Raw genomic sequence first — 17,620 nt, forward strand, 5'->3', positions numbered from 1 at the left:
GTGACATGACCGACGCCCTCGTCGCTCCGCAGTGGGCCTCCCGCCTGCGCGACATCGCCGACTTCCCCAAGCCCGGCATCCTCTTCAAGGACATCATGCCGCTGCTCGCCCATGGCGAGGACTTCCGCGGTGCCATCACCGCGATGGCCGACCGTTGGCGCGACCAGAAGCTGGACGCGGTGATCGGTATCGAATCGCGTGGTTTCATCCTCGGTGCCGCCATGGCGCTGGAACTGGGCGTGGGCTTCGTGCCGGTGCGCAAGCCGGGCAAGCTGCCGGGCCAGGTGCTGCGCGAGGAATACACGCTCGAATACCGCAGCGACTGCATCGAAGTGCACGCCGATGCGCTGCCGGCCGGTGCCCGCGTAGCAATCATCGATGACGTGCTGGCCACCGGCGGTACGCTGGTCGCTGCCTTGTCGCTGGTGCGCCGCCTGGGTGTCGAGGTGGTGGGTGCCGGCGTGTTGGTCGAACTGGACGGACTCGGCGGCCGCGCACGCTGGGAAGCGGACCTGCCACTGCACACCGAACTGGTGTTCTGAGCGTGTCGCCGGGCGTGGCCCGGCGCTACACACGGCATGCCGGTAGCGCCGGGCCACGCCCGGCGACCACCCTGTTCCTTACATCATCCGCACGCGGAAACGACGGCCCTTGATCTTGCCGGCTTCCAGCCTGGCCACGGCCTTGTTGGCCTGCTCACGGGCGATCGCCACGTAGGAGCGGGTCGGGAAGATCGCGATCTTGCCGATGAACTTGGCTGACAGGCCGGCGTCGCCGGTCAGTGCGCCGAGGATGTCACCCGGGCGCAGCTTGTCGGTCTTGCCACCATCGATGCGCAGCGTACGCATCGCGGCCTGCGGCAGCTCGGCCGGGCGCGCCGTCGCCAGCGGCGTCTTCTGCCAATCCAGCGGTTGCCCCATCTGTGCTTCGATCGCTTCGGCGCGGGTCTTCTCGCGGCCGGCCACCAGGCTGATCGCCAGGCCACTGGCACCGGCACGGCCGGTACGGCCCACGCGGTGCTGGTAGCTCTCCACGTCGGTCGGCAGCTCGTAGTTGATCACCGCGGCCAGCTCTTCCACGTCCAGGCCACGTGCGGCCACGTCGCTGGCGACCAGCACGTTGCAGCTGCGGTTGGCCAGCAGCAGCAGCACTTCCTCGCGGTCGCGCTGCTCCATGTCGCCGTGCAGGGCCAGTGCCGAGAAGCCGAACTGCTGCAGCGAGTTCGCCACTTCGTCCACGTCCTTGCGGGTGTTGCAGAACACCACCGCCGATTCCGGCGTGTACTTCAGCAGCAGGCCGGCCAGCGCCTTCTGCCGGTGCGCCGGTTCCACTTCGCAGAACATATGGCGGATGGCCGGGGCCTGGTCAGCGCCTTCGACGGTCACTTCCACCGCGTCGCGCAGCAGGTCGCGTGCCATGGCACGGATGCTGTCGGGGAAGGTGGCCGAGAACAGCAGGCTCTGTCGATCCTTGTGGGTACGGCCGGCGATCTCGCGGATCGGTTCCTCGAAGCCCATGTCGAGCATGCGGTCGGCTTCGTCCAGCACCAGCGTGCGCACCGCGCCAAGATTCAGCGCGCGCTTGCGCGCCAGCTCCTGCACGCGGCCGGGCGTGCCGACCACCACGTGCGGGTCGTGGCCTTCCAGCGACGCCAGCTGCGGGCCCAGCGGCACGCCGCCCACCAGCAGCAACAGCTTCAGGTTGGGGATGCCGGTAGCCAGCTTGCGGATCTGCTTGCCGACCTGGTCAGCCAGTTCGCGGGTCGGGCACAGCACCAGCGCCTGCACGCGGATCAGGCTGGGGTCGATGGCCTGCAGCAGGCCCAGGCCGAAGGCGGCGGTCTTGCCGCTGCCGGTCGGCGCCTGTGCGATCACATCGCGGCCATCGAGGATGGCCGGCAGGCTCTGCGCCTGCACAGGGGTAAGAGTGGTGTAGCCGAGGGCATCCAGGCCGGGCTGCAGGGCCGGGCTCAGCGGCAGGGTCGAGAAGTCAGTCATGGCGCATTGTACCCGTCCGCGAGGCCGGTCCCGCCTGATGGGGTAGGGTCATCCACGCATGGCGTGGATCTACGGGTGGGTGCCGACCGCCGGTCGGCACGCTCTTGCTCAGCCCAGCACCGCCAGCACGCCCTGGTGGATCGCCAGGCCACCGAAGAGCAGCCAGGCGAACAGGATCAGCGCCAGCAGCAGCGGCTTCAGGCCCGCCTGGCGCAGCGCCGAGACGTGGGTGGTCAGGCCCAGTGCGGCCATCGCCATCGCCAGCAGCACGGTATCCAGCTGCACCAGCCCGGCCTGCAGGCCGGCCGGTAGCAGGTGCAGCGAGTTGAAACCGGCCACCGCCACGAAACCGAACGCGAACCACGGCACCACGATGCGGGCCTTGCTGCCGCCGGCGCTGGCCTTGCCGCCACGCGCCAGCCACAACGACAACACGACCAGAAACGGCGCCAGCAGCATCACCCGCACCATCTTGGTGATCACCGCGGTATCGGCGGCGGCTTCGCTGACCGCGCGGCCGGCGGCTACCACCTGCGCCACTTCATGCACCGTCGCACCGGTGAACAGGCCATACTGCCGTGCGTCCATTGCCAGCCAGCCGTGCGACTGCGCCAGTGCATAGAGCGCCGGGTACAGGAACATCGCCAGCGTGCCGAACACCACCACCGTAGAGACCGCGACCGTGACCTGCGCCGCGCGGCCGCGCACCACCGGTTCGGCGGCCATCACCGCTGCCGCACCGCAGATCGCGCTGCCGGCACCGATCAGCATTGCTGCCTCGCGTTCCATCTTGAACACGCGCACGCCCAGCCAGCAGGCCAGGCCGAAGGTGCTGGCGACCACCAGTACGTCCATCAGCACGCCGCTGACGCCGACGTGGCCGATGTCCTGGAAGGTCAGGCGCAGGCCGTACAGCACGATGCCGGCACGCAGCAGCCAGTGCTTGGAAAAGCCCACGCCCGCCGCGCTGCTCGGCGCCAGCCGCGGGTAGAAGGTGTTGCCGACCACGATGCCGGCGACGATGGCGACGGTCAGTGCACTCAGACCATGCGCCTGCAACCAGGGAAGCTCGGCCAGGTACAGGGATGCCGCCGCGATCAGGCCCACCAGCAAGAGGCCGGGCAGGCGTGGCTGCCAGCGTTGGCGCAGAGCGGGCAGGGACCAGGGGGAGAGAGCGCGGGCGTTCATGGCAACGGCAGGTCTGGAATGGCCAGGCAAGCGTGCGCCTGCATGGCTGACCTGTAAAACGAATAATATGGGTGAAATCTACCTATTAAGCGGGTAAATGACATGCGCCTGACCTTGCGCCAGCTTCAGGTCTTCGTCGCCATCGCCGATCACGGCAGCACCACCGCCGCTGGCCAAGCCATCGCGCTATCGCAGTCGGCCAGCAGTGCTGCGTTGCAGGAACTGGAGGCACACTTCGGTACCCCGTTGTTCGACCGCATCGGCCGCCGCTTGGCCCTGAACGGCCACGGCCGCGCGCTGCTGGAGCCGGCCCGCACGCTGCTGGTCAACGCCGCCGACCTGGAGCGGCAGCTGGCCGCCGGCGGCGATCCGGGGCAGGGCGCGCCGCTGCGGCTGGTGCTGGCCGCCAGTACCACCATCGGCAACTACCTGTTGCCGCCGCGCATCGCCGAGCTGCTGCGACAGGCGCCGCAGGCCGAGGTGGATCTGCGCATCGACAACAGTGCTGGCGTGGTCGCCGCCGTGCAGCGCCTGGACGTCGACGCCGGCTTGATCGAAGGCCCGTGCCACGAGCGTGGCCTGCAGGTCACGGCCTGGCAGCAGGACCCGCTGGTGATCGTCGCCGCCGCCGACGCCCCCGCACGCTGGTCGCTGGACGAACTGCGCCGTGCACGCTGGCTGTTGCGCGAGCCCGGCTCGGGTACCCGCGAAGCGGTGGAGCAGGCGTTGTTGCCGCACCTGCGCGGCTTCGCCCAGACCCTGCAGCTGGGCAATACCGAGGCGATCAAGCAGGCCGCCATCGCCGGCCTCGGCCTGGCCTGCCTTTCCCGCCACGCGCTGGAAGAGCCGCTGGCCCTGGGCCGGCTGCGCGTGCTGGAGACCCCGCTGCCGCCCCTGCAGCGCACCCTGTGGTTGGTACGGCATCCCGGCAAGCAGTGGCTGCCGGGGTTGCAGGCGTTGCTGGGGGACGTGGAGTAGCAGGGATCGGTCTTGCACTGCGCGAATTCCACGAAGGGGTCAGAGCCCGTTGCGCAGCAACGGGATCCGACCCCGACAGATCGACAGGCCTTGCAGCGCTCATCCACGCGTGGCCTGGATCTGCCGTGTCGACCAAGGTCGACACCCACCAGCGCAGAATGCCGTTCCGACAGATCGCAGAAATCTGTCGAAGGCGGGATGGGTTCGGTTGCGGGGTTGTCCGCGGCATGGATGCCGCGGCCAAGCCCCCAAGGACGGGTTGACGGCGTCCCCCGTAGCCCGACCCCTCCCGCCATCCCACAGGAAACCAGCTTTTGACGTTGCCGTTGACGTTGCTGGCCAGCGGCCGGCACTACCGCGGGTGCCGGGTGCAACCCGGCCGACGCCCCCAACCCGTACAATATCCGCATGCCTCTGATTACTCTGCAGAACGTCGACTTCAGCGTCGGCGGCCCGTTGTTGCTGGAAAAAGCCGAACTGTCGATCGAGCCGGGCGAACGCATCGCCCTGATCGGCCGCAACGGCGCCGGCAAATCCACCCTGCTCAAGTTGCTGTCCGGCGACCACAAGCCCGATGACGGCGAAGTCCGCGTGCAGCAGGGCGTGCGCGTCACCCGCCTGGAGCAGGAAGTGCCGCACGGCGCCGCCGGCTCGGTGTTCGACGTCGTCGCCGATGGCCTCGGCGAGCTGGGCCAGTGGCTGGCCGAATTCCACCACCTCAGCCATGCCGAAGTCTTCGATGGCGAAGCCCTCGGCAACGTGCAGGCCAAGATCGATGCCGCCAACGGCTGGGGCCTGGACCAGCGCGTCAGCGAAACCCTGACCAAGCTCGACCTGGATGGCGAGGCCGAGTTCGGCCGCCTGTCCGGCGGCATGAAGCGCCGCGTGCTGCTCGCCCGCGCGCTGGTGTCAAGCCCCGATGTGCTGCTGCTGGACGAACCGACCAACCACCTGGACATCGAGGCCATCGACTGGCTCGAAGCGTTCCTGAAGGGCTGGAGCGGCAGCGTGGTGTTTGTCACCCATGACCGTCGATTCCTGCGTGCCCTGGCCACCCGCATCGTCGAGATCGACCGCGGCCAGGTCACCAGCTGGCCAGGCGACTGGGCCAACTACGAGCGCCGCCGCGAGGAACGCCTCAACGCGCAGGCGCAGGAAAACGCCCGCTTCGACAAGCTGCTGGCGCAGGAAGAAGTCTGGATCCGGCAGGGCATCAAGGCCCGTCGCACCCGCGACGAAGGCCGCGTGCGCCGCCTGAAGGCGATGCGCGTGGAGCGTTCGCAGCGCCGTGATCTCAGCGGCAACGTCAAGATGGAAGCCGCGCAGGGCATCAGCTCCGGCAAGAAGGTCATCGACGTCAAGGACATTTCGTTCGCCTTCGGCGAGCGCACCATGGTCCGCGATTTCACCACGACCATTCTGCGCGGCGACCGCATCGGCCTGATCGGCCCCAACGGCAGTGGCAAGACCACGCTGCTGAAGCTGCTGCTGGGTGAACTGCAGCCGGCCAAGGGCGAAGTCAACGCCGGCACCAACCTGCAGATCGCCTATTTCGACCAGTACCGCGCGGTGCTCCGCGAAGACTGGAGCGCGATCGAGAACGTCGCCGAAGGCCGCGATTTCCTCGAGTTCAACGGCAAGCGCAAGCACGTGCATGCCTACCTGCAGGACTTCATGTTCACCCCGGAACGTGCGCGTGCGCCGATTACCCGCCTGTCCGGTGGCGAGCGCAACCGCCTGCTGCTGGCCAAGCTGTTCGCGCAGCCGTCCAACCTGCTGGTGATGGACGAACCGACCAACGACCTGGACGTGGAAACCCTGGAGCTGCTGGAAGAGCTGCTGGGCGAATACACCGGCACCCTGCTGCTGGTCAGCCACGACCGTGACTTCATCGACAACGTGGTCACCTCCACGCTGGTGATGGAAGGCGACGGCGTGATCGGCGAGTACGTGGGCGGTTACAGCGACTGGCAGCGTTATGCGGCCAGCATCGCAGCGCCTGCCGCGGCCCCTGCGGCCAAGCCGGCGGCCGCTGCGCCGGCCACCCCGGCTACCGCAGCTCCGGCCGCACCCAAGCGCAAGCTGGCCTACAAGGAAGCGCGCGAACTGGAGCAGCTGCCGAAGACCATCGAGAAGCTGGAAGGCGATGTCGAAGGCCTGACCTCGGCGATGAACGACCCGTCGTTCTACACCCGCAGCAGTGCTGAAGTGACGGCGCACACCCAGCAGCTGGCCAAGGTGCAGGCCGAACTGGATGCCGCTTACGCGCGCTGGGAAGAGCTGGAAGGCTGAGCGTTGACCGGCGCCAGCGATCGCGCCGATTGATGTAGAGCCGAGCCCACGCTCGGCTCAGCAGATCCACGCCATGCGTGGATATCCGGAATCTGTGCGGACCAACGGTCCGCACCTACCAACCGACGGTCCGCACCGACCGGGGGGCCGGCCGTCATTTGACCCCGTGCAGATCCCGCAGCTGGCTCGGCCGGCTGCCGAAATACGCCGCCAGATCGGCGATGTCCTGATCGCTGAGGTCCTTCGCCTGCGGCGTCATCAGCGCATGCTGGCGGTCACCGGCGCGGTAGGCCTGCAGCGCGTGCGCCAGGTAGTCACCGTACTGCCCACCCAGCTTCGGGTAGGTCGGATCGATCGGCGCATTGCCGTCGGCCCCGTGGCAGTCGATGCAGCTCTGGTTGGTGGCCTTGCCCTTCACCTTGGCGCGGGCTTCACCGGCGGCCTCGCGGCCTGCGGGCAGGCCGGCCGAAGACGAAGAGCCGTGTTCGCCGCTGGCGTGGCCCGGGTCGGCGGCAGATTTCTCGCTGTTTTCCACCTGCGACTGCGAACAGGCCGCCAGCAGCAGGGCAACGGACAGGGCGATGGCGTGACGCATCGGATGCGCGGCTTTCGACATGGGCGGGCCTTACTTGACGGTGGACAGGTAAACAGAGAGATCGGCGATCTCCTGTTCGCTGAAGCTCATCGACTGCGCCTGCATCGTCGGATGCCGGCGCTTGCCCTGGCGGTACTCGGCCAGGGCCTGGGCCAGGTACTGCTGGGTCTGGCCGCCGATCTTCGGCACCCGGTAGCTGGGGTAGGCGTTCTTGTAGCCGGTGATGCCGTGGCACCCCTGGCAGGTGTAGGCCAGCACGCGGCCATTGTCGAAGTTGCCGGTGGGCGCGGCAGGCGCCGGCGCGGCGGCAGGAGCCGGGGCCGGAGCGGGTGTGGCAGGAGCAGGAGCGGGCTGTGCGGCGGCCCCAAGGGGCAGGAGGACGGCCAGAGCGAGACAAGCGGCGAGCGGCTGCGGGCGCATGGTGTCGTTTCCGGGGATTCGGGTCTGGTCGTTCCGGCGTGGGGTACGGAACGCCCCGAGTATAGCCTCAGGTTTCATCTAGCTGAAATGGGGTCGGGCCGACCAGCGGCGTGAAGACACCATGACCTTTGGGATATGGTGTTGCCGTGAAGTGGTGCATTACTTTGCTACCACACCTGTCCACGCATCCTCCAGGGACCTGACGATGTCGCACCCAACCTTCCCGTCCGGCCGTCGCAGCGGAATCTGCGCTGCCGCACTGCTGATCTCCACCTCCCTGCTGCTGGGCGGTTGCGCCGCAGGGCCCAATTCCGAAGCCAAGGCCGCCGACACCAAGGAGGAGAAGAAGGTCGATGCGGTCCCGGTCGAAGTGGCCGTGGCCAGCCATCGCGCGGTCGCGGCCAGTTACACAGGCACCGCCGCGCTGGAACCACGCGCCGAGTCGCAGGTGGTGGCCAAGACCTCCGGTGTGGCGCTGGCGGTGCTGGTCGAGGAAGGCCAGCGGGTCACCGCCGGCCAGCCGCTGGTGCGCCTGGACCCGGACCGCGCACGCCTGGCCGTAGCCCAGAGCGAAGCGCAGATGCGCAAGCTGGAGAACAACTACCAGCGTGCACAGAAGCTGGTCGGCCAGCAGATGGTCAGTGCGGCCGATGTCGACCAGCTGCGTTTCGACCTGGAGAACGTCCGCGCGCAGTACCGCCTGGCCACGCTGGAACTGTCCTATACCACGGTGGTGGCGCCGATCTCCGGCGTGATCGCCTCGCGCTCGATCAAGACCGGCAACTTCGTCCAGATCAACACGCCGATCTTCCGCATCGTCGACAACTCGCGCCTGGAAGCCACCCTCAACGTGCCCGAGCGCGAGCTGGCCACGTTGCGCGCCGGTCAGCCGGTAACCCTGGCCGCCGACGCGTTGCCGGGCCAGAGCTTCACAGGCACCGTCGACCGCATCGCGCCGGTGGTGGATTCGGGCAGCGGCACGTTTCGCGTGGTCAGTGCCTTCGATGGCGCCGCGCACGCGCTGCAGCCCGGCATGTTCGGGCGCATCCGCATCGATTACGACCAGCGTGCCGATGCGCTGGTGGTACCGCGCCTGGCGCTGCTCGACGACGGTGAGCCGGCGGTGTTCCGGGTGCGCGAAGGCAAGGTCGCACGCGTTCCGGTCAAGCTGGGTTACGCCGAGGGCCCGTGGGTGGAGATCCGTGATGGCCTGGCGGCCGGTGATCAGGTGGTCACCGCCGGCAAGGTCGCGCTGCGCGATGGCACCGCAGTGCAGGTGATCGCTGATCCGAAGGCAAAGGCGAAGACGGTCGCAGCGGCCGCCAAGCCGGCAGACAAGGCCGGGAGCAAGCAATGACCGCCCCGGGCCACGACCACGGTGCCTCGCCGGCGAGCGACGGCGCCGCCGCCGGCATGCGCGGCGGCCTGGTGGAATTCGCCACCCGCCGCCGCGTGACCATCGCCATGTGCACGGTCACCCTGCTGCTGTTCGGGCTGATCGCGCTGGGCAACCTCAAGGTCAACCTGCTGCCCGACCTGAGCTACCCGACGCTGACCGTGCGCACCGAGTACACCGGTGCGGCGCCGACCGAAATCGAAACCCTGATCACCCAGCCGGTCGAAGAAGCGGTGGGCGTGGTCAAGAACCTGCGCAAGCTGAAGTCGGTCTCGCGCACCGGCCAGAGCGATGTGGTGCTGGAGTTCGCCTGGGGCACCAACATGGACCAGGCCAGCCTGGAGGTGCGCGACAAGATGGAAGCGCTGAACCTGCCACTGGAGGCCAAGGCCCCGGTGCTGCTGCGCTTCAATCCGTCCACCGAACCGATCATGCGTCTGGTGCTGTCGAGCAAGGACGCGCCAGCCACCGATGCCGATGCGATCCGCGAGCTGACCGGCCTGCGCCGCTATGCCGATGAAGACCTGAAGAAGAAGCTGGAGCCGGTCACCGGCGTCGCAGCGGTCAAGGTCGGCGGTGGCCTGGAAGACGAGATCCAGGTCTACATCGACCAGCAGAAGCTGGCGCAGCTGAACCTGCCGATCGACACCGTCATCAAGCGCCTGAAGGACGAGAACATCAACATCTCCGGCGGTCGCCTGGAGGAGGGTTCGCAGCGCTTCCTGGTGCGCACCGTCAACCAGTTCGCCGACCTGGAGGAAATCCGCAACCTGCTGGTCACCACTCAGGGCTCGAACGGCAGCGCGGCCGACTCGGCGTTGCAGCAGATGTTCAACATCGCCGCGTCGACCGGGTCGGCGGCCGCCATCGCGGCGGCGTCGGCGGCACAGAGCGCATCGTCCGGTAGTGGCTCCAGCGTGGTCGCCAACGGCGTGCCGGTGCGCCTGAAGGACGTGGCCACCGTGCGCCAGGGCTACAAGGAGCGTGAAGCGGTGATCCGCTTGGGCGGCAAGGAATCGGTGGAACTGGCGATCTACAAGGAAGGCGACGCCAATACCGTGTCCACCGCCGAAGCGCTGCGCAAGCGCCTGGAGCAGATCAAGGGCACGTTCCCGTCCGATGTCGAAATGACCACCATCGAGGACCAGTCGCGCTTCATCGAGCACGCCATCGCCGACGTCAAGAAGGATGCGGTGATCGGTGGCCTGCTGGCGATCCTGATCATCTTCCTGTTCCTGCGCGATGGCTGGAGCACCTTCGTGATCAGCCTGTCGTTGCCGGTCTCGATCATCGCCACGTTCTTCTTCATGGGCCAGCTCGGCCTCAGCTTGAACGTGATGTCGCTGGGCGGCCTGGCGCTGGCCACCGGCCTGGTGGTGGACGACTCGATCGTGGTGCTGGAGAGCATTGCCAAGGCGCGCGAACGCGGCCTGGGCATCCTGCAGGCGGCGATCGTCGGTACCCGCGAAGTGAGCATGGCCGTGGTCGCCTCGACCCTGACCACCATCGCGGTGTTCCTGCCGCTGGTGTTCGTCGATGGCATCGCCGGCCAGCTGTTCCGCGACCAGGCAATGACCGTGGCGATCGCCATTGCGATCTCGCTGCTGGTGTCGATGACCCTGATCCCGATGCTGAGCTCGCTGAAGGGACGGCCGCCGCTGGCGTTCCCGGAAGAGGCACCGAACGAACCGTGGCAGCCGCAGAACCGTTGGCAGAAGCCGGTGGCGCTGGGGCGCCGTGGTGCCGTGGCGACCGCGCGCTGGAGCTTCTATGCACTGGCCTGGCTGGTCGTGCGGGCGTGGCGTGGGGTGGTGGCCGTGGTTGGCCCGGTGATGCGCAAGGCCAGCGATCTGGCGATGAAGCCCTATGCCGGTGCCGAGCGCGGCTACCTGCGCCTGCTGCCGAGCGCGCTGGCCCATCCGGGCAAGGTGCTGGGCGTGGCCACGATCATCTTCGTGGCGACCATGGCGCTGGTGCCGATGCTTGGTGCCGACCTGATCCCGCAGCTGGCGCAGGACCGTTTCGAAATGACGGTGAAGCTGCCGGCCGGCACGCCGCTGAAGCAGACCGATGCGCTGGTGCGCGAGCTGCAGTTGGCCCACGGCAACGGCGAGGGCGTGGCCTCGCTGTATGGCGTCAGCGGCAGCGGCACCCGCCTGGATGCCAGCCCGACCGAGAGCGGCGAGAACATCGGCAAGCTGACCGTGGTGATGGAAGGCGGCGGCAACGCGCGTACCGAGGCGGAGATCACCGAGCGCCTGCGTGACACCATGGGCCAGCATCCGGGTGCACAGGTCGACTTCGCGCGCCCGGCGTTGTTCAGCTTCTCCACGCCGCTGGAAATCGAGCTGCGTGGGCAGGACATGGCGACGCTGGAAGTGGCCGGCCAGCGCCTGGCGGCAATGCTGCGCGGCAACGCGCACTACGCCGACGTGAAGTCCACGGTTGAAGAGGGCTTCCCGGAAATCCAGATCCGCTTCGACCAGGAACGTGCCGGTGCGCTGGGCCTGACCACCCGCCAGATCGCCGACGTGGTGGTGAAGAAGGTGCGCGGCGACGTGGCGACCCGCTACAGCTTCCGTGACCGCAAGATCGACGTGCTGGTGCGTGCCCAGGAGGGCGACCGTGCCAGCGTGGAGAGCATCCGTCGGCTGATCGTCAATCCGGGCAGCGCCCGCCCGGTCACGCTGGACGCGGTGGCCGACGTGGTCGCCACCACTGGTCCCAGCGAGATCCATCGCGCTGACCAGACCCGGGTGGCCGTCGTGTCAGCCAACCTGCGCGATATCGATCTGGGCGCGGCCATGCGCGAAGTGCAGCAGATGGTGGCCGAGCAGCCGCTGGGCGCGGGTGTCGGCCTGCACATCGGTGGCCAGGGTGAGGAGCTGGCGCAGGCGGCGAAGTCGCTGATCTTCGCCTTCGGCCTGGCCATCTTCCTGGTCTACCTGGTGATGGCCTCGCAGTTTGAATCGCTCCTGCACCCGTTCGTGATCCTGTTCACCATTCCGCTGGCGCTGGTCGGTGCCATCCTGGCGCTGGCACTGACCGGCAAGCCCATCTCGGTGGTGGTGTTCATCGGCCTGATCCTGCTGGTCGGGCTGGTCACCAAGAACGCGATCATCCTGATCGACAAGGTCAACCAGCTGCGCGAGGCCGGCGTGGCCAAGCACGAGGCCCTGGTGGAAGGGGCACGCTCGCGCCTGCGGCCGATCATCATGACCACGCTGTGCACGCTGTTCGGCTTCCTGCCGCTGGCGGTGGCGATGGGCGAGGGCGCTGAAGTGCGTGCGCCGATGGCCATCACCGTGATCGGTGGCCTGCTGGTGTCGACCCTGCTCACCCTGCTGGTGATCCCGGTGGTGTACGACCTGATGGATCGCCGCGGTGATGCCTACTACCGCGAGCGTGGCCGCAAGCACGCCGGCGAGATCGAGCCGGGTGCAGCAGGCAGCGCGGCGGGTGTGGAGGAGCCGGCATGAGTGTTGCCGAGTTCTCCATCCGCCGTCCGGTCACCACCATCATGTGTTTCGTGTCACTGGTGGTGATCGGCCTGATCGCCTCGTTCCGGCTGCCGTTGGAAGCGCTGCCGGACATCTCCGCGCCGTTCCTGTTCGTGCAGATCCCGTACACCGGTTCAACCCCGGAGGAAGTGGAGCGGACCATCATCCGCCCGGTGGAGGAATCGCTGGCGACGATGACCGGCATCAAGCGGATGCGCTCGTCGGCGACCTCCGAGGCGGCGCTGATCTTCATCGAGTTCAGCGACTGGGACCGGGACATTGCCATCGCCGCGTCCGATGCACGCGAGCGCATCGATGCGATCCGCAGCGACCTGCCCGATGACCTGCAGCGCTACAACGTGTTCAAGTGGTCCAGCAGCGACCAGCCGGTGCTGAAGGTGCGCCTGGCCAGCACCACCGACCTGACCACCGCTTACGACATGCTCGACCGCGAATTCAAGCGGCGCATCGAGCGCATCCCCGGCGTGGCCCGCGTCGACATCACCGGCGCGCCGCCGAACGAGGTGGAGATCGCCATCGATCCGAACCGGCTCAACGCGCATGGGTTGAGCATCAACGAGCTGAGCGAGCGCCTGCGCACGCTGAACTTCTCGATCTCGGCCGGCCAGATCGACGACAACGGCCAGCGCGTGCGCGTGCAGCCGGTGGGCGAGATCACCGACCTGCAGGAAATGCGCGACCTGGTGATCAACGCCAAGGGCCTGCGTCTGGGCGACATCGCCGACGTGCGCCTGAAGCCAGCGCGGATGAACTACGGGCGCCGCCTGGACGGCAACCCGGCCGTCGGCCTGGACATCTTCAAGGAGCGCAGCGCCAACCTGGTGGAGGTGTCGCGCGCGGCGCTGGCTGAAGTCGAGTCGATCCGTGCCGAAGCATCGATGCGCGACGTGCAGATCAAGGTGATCGACAACCAGGGCAGGGCGGTGACCTCCTCGCTGCTGGAACTGGCCGAGGCCGGTGCGGTCGGCCTGATCCTGTCGATCACGGTGCTGTTCTTCTTCCTGCGCCATTGGCCGTCCACGCTGATGGTGACCCTGGCCATTCCGATCTGCTTCACCATCACCCTGGGTTTCATGTACTTCGTCGGGGTGACGCTGAACATCCTGACCATGATGGGCCTGCTGTTGGCGGTGGGCATGCTGGTCGACAACGCCGTGGTGGTGGTGGAGAGCATCTACCAGGAGCGCGAGCGCATGCCGGGACAGCCGCGCCTGGCCTCGATCATCGGCACCCGCAACGTGGCCATCGCGCTCAGCGCTGGCACCTTGTGCCACTGCATCGTGTTCGTGCCGAACCTGTTCGGCGAGACCAACAACATCAGCATCTTCATGGCGCAGATCGCGATCACCATCTCGGTCTCGCTGCTGGCCTCGTGGCTGGTCGCGGTCAGCCTGATCCCGATGCTGTCCGCGCGCATGGCCACGCCCAAGCTGGTGCACTCGCAGACCGGCCTGATCGCGCGGCTGCAGCGCCGCTACGCCAGGCTGCTGGACTGGTCGCTGCACCATCGCGGCTGGAGCCTGCTCGGCATCGTGCTGGTGGTGCTGGTCAGCCTGGTGCCGATGAAGCTGACCAAGGTCGACATGTTCGGCGGTGATGGCGGCAAGGACATCTTCATCGGCTACATGTGGAAGGGCGCCTATACCTATCGGCAGATGTCCGAGGAGGTGGCGCGCGTGGAGAACTGGATCGACGCCAACCGCGAGCGCCTGCACGTCAAGCAGGTGTACTCCTGGTACAGCGAGCAGGAAGGCAGCTCGACCGTGGTCACCCTGGACGAGAAGTACGCCAAGGACATCAAGGCGCTGCAGGAAGAGCTGCGCAAGGGCCTGCCGAAGTCGGCCCGCACCGACTACTTCGTCGGCAACCAGGGCGGTGATGGCGGCGGTGGCGGCAACCAGGGCGTGCAGGTGCAGCTGGTGGGCGACTCCAGTTCGATGCTGCAGGAGATCGGCCAGGAAGTGGTGCCGCTGCTGGCCCAGCGTGCCGAGCTGCGCGACGTGCGCATCGACAACGGCGAGAAGGGCGGCGAGCTGAAGGTGCGCGTCGACCGCGAGCGCGCCGCCGCATTCGGCTTCAATGCCGAGCAGGTCGCCAGCTTCGTCGGCCTGGCCCTGCGCGGTGCGCCGATGCGCGAGTTCCGCCGCGGCGACAATGAAGTACCGGTGTGGGTGCGCTTCGCTGGCGCCGAGCAGAGCAGCCCGGAAGACCTGGCCGGCTTCAGCGTGCGCACCGGCGACGGTCGCAGCGTGCCACTGCTGAGCCTGGTCACCGTTGACGTCGGTTCATCGGCGACCCAGATCGGTCGCACCAACCGCCAGACCACGCTGACCATCAAGGCCAACCTGGCCGAGAAGGTCACCGCACCGGATGGCCGCAAGGCGATGGAATCGGTGCTCAAGCCGATGAACTTCCCGGCCGGCTATGGCTTCACCTTCGATGGCGGCGACTACGGCAACGACGACGAAGCGATGCAGCAGATGGTGTTCAACCTGCTGATCGCGCTGGTGATGATCTACGTGGTGATGGCGGCGGTGTTCGAGTCGCTGCTTTTCCCGGCGGCGATCATGAGTGGCGTGCTGTTCTCGATCTTCGGTGTGTTCTGGCTGTTCTGGATCACCGGTACCTCGTTCGGGATCATGTCCTTCATCGGCATCCTGGTGCTGATGGGCGTGGTGGTGAACAACGGCATCGTGATGATCGAGCACATCAACAACCTGCGGCGCGGCGGCATGGGACGCACGCAGGCGCTGGTTGAGGGCTCACGCGAGCGATTGCGCCCGATCATGATGACGATGGGCACGGCGATCCTGGCGATGGTGCCGATCTCGCTGACCAACACGCAGATGTTCGGCAATGGTCCGGAGTACGCGCCGATGGCGCGCGCGATTGCCGGCGGGCTTGCGTTCTCCACCGTGGTCAGCCTCCTGTTCCTGCCGACCATCTATGCAGTGCTGGATGACCTGCGCAGTGCGGTGACGCGGCTGATCCGCCGCGCGCGAGGTGTGGAGAGGGTAGAGCCGGGCGCTGCCCGGCTGTAATGCGCGACAACGTGTTGTGGTGTGGGGGAGGCCGGTCGTAGTGGGGCGGCCTCCCCCTTTTTTTGGCTTGAGTCAGGCTTTGCGCAGGAACCAGGTCCGGCGCGTGTACTCGTGACCGAAATCCACCTGCCCGAATCGCGCGATCTCACGCTGACCACGCCTGTAATAGCGCCAGGGCGCTTTGGCCAGCGGAGGGGTTTGCCCGTAGAAAACATCCATGTGACCCACGGGCATCGACTTCGGGGTCACGTGCATGACCACGCTGCGGCGGGTTCCGGCAGAGGGATGCGGGGCGCCGCCATGGAACAGCTGCGGGTGCCAGACGATCACATCGCCTGGCTGCACGTGCACCGACTGCGGCTTCAGGCCAGCGTCTTCGCACTGGCGCGCCACCGCATCCTGATAGGTGGCCCAGCCCTCCGGCGACATGGCGCTGATCGGGCCGTCGCCGAAGACTTCGCGTCGCAGTGCCTGCACATCGATGGGCGGCAACAGGTGGCTGCCCGGAACCACGCGCAGGGGGCCATTGCTTTCGTCAACCGCATCCAGCGCGGTCCATACCCCCATGTAGCGCTCGCCCGGGGACGTGCAGAACACTGGCGTATCGCGATGCAATGACTGCTCCGATCCGCGCTCGTAGTAGAGGCTGGTGTAGAGCGTGGTCGGTTCGCCGAGGAAGCGATCGCAGACGTCGATGGCCGGGTTGTCAGTGAGCAGGCGGGTCATCGCATCCACCGCCAGGTGCAGGTTTACCACCCGATACATGCGCTGGTGGTCGTCCAGGTTGCGCGAGACCGCCTTTGGATTGCGCTGTTTGAAGCGCGAGATGCGCTCGTTGATGTCCCTGACCAGTGCGGGTGCGATGGCCTGTCGCACCACCACGAAGCCATCGCGCATCAGCGCATCGTATGCATCCATTGGACTGTTCCTTCCTTAAATGCGGAGTATAGCTACGTGTGGCGGGACGTTACCCCGCCACCTTGCCCCACACCTTGAACGTGGTCAGCCACAGGCCGAGCATGCTGCCGATGTTGGTCAGCATGAACGTCAGCACCACGCGCGTGACCCGATTGCGGTACCAGCCCTTCAGGCTCTGCGCGTCGTCGCGCAGCTTGAGGAAGTCCTCATACGCCGGCTTGCGCAGGCGCGCTTCCACCAAGGCCGAGAATGCGCCGGTCGGGATGCTCAGGCGGAACGGCTTGAACGGGGCCACCGCGATCGCGGTGAGGATGCTCAGCGGGTGACCGCCTGCCAGCAGGCAGCCCAGGCCCGCCAAGCCGCCGGTAAACATCGCCCAGGTCGCCAGCAGTTCGGTACCCACGCCCAGCCCGCCGCGGTAGAAGCCCACGCCGATGCCGGTCGCCACGATGGCCAGGATGCCCAGCGTGAACCACGGAATGTTGCGCTTCTTCGGTACCGCCTCCAGCTCGGCGCGCAGCGGTGCCGGTGCCTCGGTGTCGGTTTCCAGGTAACGCGCCAGGCCTGCCAGATGACCCGCACCGACAACCGCCAGCACTTCACGCTGCTGCGGGTCGTGTTCCTCGCGCAGGCGCGTGGCCATGTAGCGGTCGCGCTCGCCGATGATGGTCTCGTACAGCGCTGGGCTCTCGCTGGCGAACTCACCGAAGCTCGATTCCAGCATGTCGCCCTGCTTGAGCTTCTCGATCTCGTTCTCGCCCACTTCCTCGGACGAGAACAGGCCGGCGCCGAGGCCGGCGACCAGCTTCAGCTTGCCGAAGAAACCCAGCCGCTGCGAGGCGCGGCGGAAGGTCAGGCCGACCTCGCGGTCGATCAGGTGCACCGGCAGGTTGCGCTCGCGGGCCAGTTCCACCGCGCGCTTCAGTTCGGCGCCCGGCTCGATGTCCAGCTGTTCGGCCAGGCGGCGCTGGTAGGCGGACAGGGCCAGGTTGGCGGCGAACAGGGCGACGCGGCCCTTGCGGATCACCTCGACCAGGTCGAGCTTGGCCAGCGTATCCGGGTTGCTCAGCGCCTGCAGGCGCTGCGGGTCCAGTTCAACGGCAACGGCATCGAAGCGGCCGCTGTCGATGGCTTTCTCCACTGCTTCGACGCTGGCGCGCGAAACGTGGGCGGTGCCCAGCAGGGTGTAGCGCACGCCGTCGCGTTCGACGACGCGCACCGGCTGGCCGGCGAACAGATCGTCGCCGGTCTCGGGAAGGGTTTCGGTCATGGGT

12 protein-coding genes are annotated in these 17,620 nt (G+C 67.4%); 6 read left to right on the forward strand and 6 right to left on the reverse strand.

Features of this window, described 5'->3' with window-relative positions:
- The first annotated feature begins 5 nt into the window (after positions 1 to 5).
- Positions 6 to 542 (forward strand): adenine phosphoribosyltransferase, encoded by a 537-nt coding sequence (locus AC5P6A_RS07330; RefSeq protein ID WP_019338396.1) that lies wholly within the window; start codon positions 6 to 8, stop codon positions 540 to 542.
- Between the two features lie 78 nt (positions 543 to 620).
- Here AC5P6A_RS07330 and dbpA read toward each other — a convergent pair whose 3' ends face one another.
- Both dbpA and AC5P6A_RS07340 read right to left on the reverse strand, forming a co-directional pair.
- Positions 621 to 1,997, reverse strand: coding sequence for an ATP-dependent RNA helicase DbpA (gene dbpA, locus AC5P6A_RS07335; protein ID WP_134730497.1), 1,377 nt, complete (start codon positions 1,995 to 1,997; stop codon positions 621 to 623).
- 108 nt (positions 1,998 to 2,105) lie between these two features.
- Positions 2,106 to 3,185, reverse strand: coding sequence for a YeiH family protein (locus AC5P6A_RS07340; protein ID WP_346714728.1), 1,080 nt, complete (start codon positions 3,183 to 3,185; stop codon positions 2,106 to 2,108).
- Between the two features lie 102 nt (positions 3,186 to 3,287).
- On the opposite strand from AC5P6A_RS07340, the gene AC5P6A_RS07345 reads away from it, so the two are divergent.
- Both AC5P6A_RS07345 and AC5P6A_RS07350 read left to right on the forward strand, forming a co-directional pair.
- Positions 3,288 to 4,163, forward strand: coding sequence for a LysR family transcriptional regulator (locus tag AC5P6A_RS07345; RefSeq protein WP_180877339.1), 876 nt, complete (start codon positions 3,288 to 3,290; stop codon positions 4,161 to 4,163).
- Positions 4,164 to 4,571: 408 nt separating this feature from the next.
- Positions 4,572 to 6,455, forward strand: a complete 1,884-nt coding sequence (locus AC5P6A_RS07350; protein WP_019661288.1) for an ATP-binding cassette domain-containing protein — start codon at positions 4,572 to 4,574, stop codon at positions 6,453 to 6,455.
- 154 nt (positions 6,456 to 6,609) lie between these two features.
- On the opposite strand, the gene AC5P6A_RS07355 is transcribed toward AC5P6A_RS07350, so the two are convergent.
- Together AC5P6A_RS07355 and AC5P6A_RS07360 are read right to left on the reverse strand one after the other, a co-directional pair.
- Entirely contained in the window at positions 6,610 to 7,071 is a 462-nt protein-coding gene (locus tag AC5P6A_RS07355; protein WP_005416218.1) for a c-type cytochrome, read from the reverse strand.
- Positions 7,072 to 7,080: 9 nt separating this feature from the next.
- Positions 7,081 to 7,470, reverse strand: coding sequence for a c-type cytochrome (locus AC5P6A_RS07360; protein WP_134735397.1), 390 nt, complete (start codon positions 7,468 to 7,470; stop codon positions 7,081 to 7,083).
- 205 nt (positions 7,471 to 7,675) lie between these two features.
- Between AC5P6A_RS07360 and AC5P6A_RS07365 the strand changes: the two genes are divergently transcribed.
- From AC5P6A_RS07365 to AC5P6A_RS07375, 3 genes are read left to right on the forward strand one after another with little or no spacing between them, the layout of a single operon-like run.
- On the forward strand, positions 7,676 to 8,827 hold the full coding sequence (locus AC5P6A_RS07365) for an efflux RND transporter periplasmic adaptor subunit (RefSeq protein WP_019661291.1): 1,152 nt from the start codon (positions 7,676 to 7,678) through the stop codon (positions 8,825 to 8,827).
- The gene (locus tag AC5P6A_RS07370) at positions 8,824 to 12,345 is read left to right on the forward strand and encodes an efflux RND transporter permease subunit (protein ID WP_429001262.1); all 3,522 of its coding nucleotides are present in this window, start codon (positions 8,824 to 8,826) and stop codon (positions 12,343 to 12,345) included. The genes AC5P6A_RS07365 and AC5P6A_RS07370 overlap by 4 nt, the downstream gene beginning before the upstream one ends.
- The gene (locus AC5P6A_RS07375; RefSeq protein ID WP_134730487.1) at positions 12,342 to 15,428 is read left to right on the forward strand and encodes an efflux RND transporter permease subunit; all 3,087 of its coding nucleotides are present in this window, start codon (positions 12,342 to 12,344) and stop codon (positions 15,426 to 15,428) included. The genes AC5P6A_RS07370 and AC5P6A_RS07375 overlap by 4 nt, the downstream gene beginning before the upstream one ends.
- Positions 15,429 to 15,500: 72 nt before the next feature.
- Here AC5P6A_RS07375 and AC5P6A_RS07380 read toward each other — a convergent pair whose 3' ends face one another.
- Positions 15,501 to 16,346 (reverse strand): phytanoyl-CoA dioxygenase family protein, encoded by an 846-nt coding sequence (locus AC5P6A_RS07380; RefSeq protein ID WP_332329006.1) that lies wholly within the window; start codon positions 16,344 to 16,346, stop codon positions 15,501 to 15,503.
- Positions 16,347 to 16,395: 49 nt separating this feature from the next.
- The gene (locus tag AC5P6A_RS07385; RefSeq protein WP_429001263.1) at positions 16,396 to 17,616 is read right to left on the reverse strand and encodes a TraB/GumN family protein; all 1,221 of its coding nucleotides are present in this window, start codon (positions 17,614 to 17,616) and stop codon (positions 16,396 to 16,398) included.
- Positions 17,617 to 17,620: the final 4 nt, after the last annotated feature.

It is taken from the genome of Stenotrophomonas sp. YJH_SMC_20, assembly GCF_059367845.1.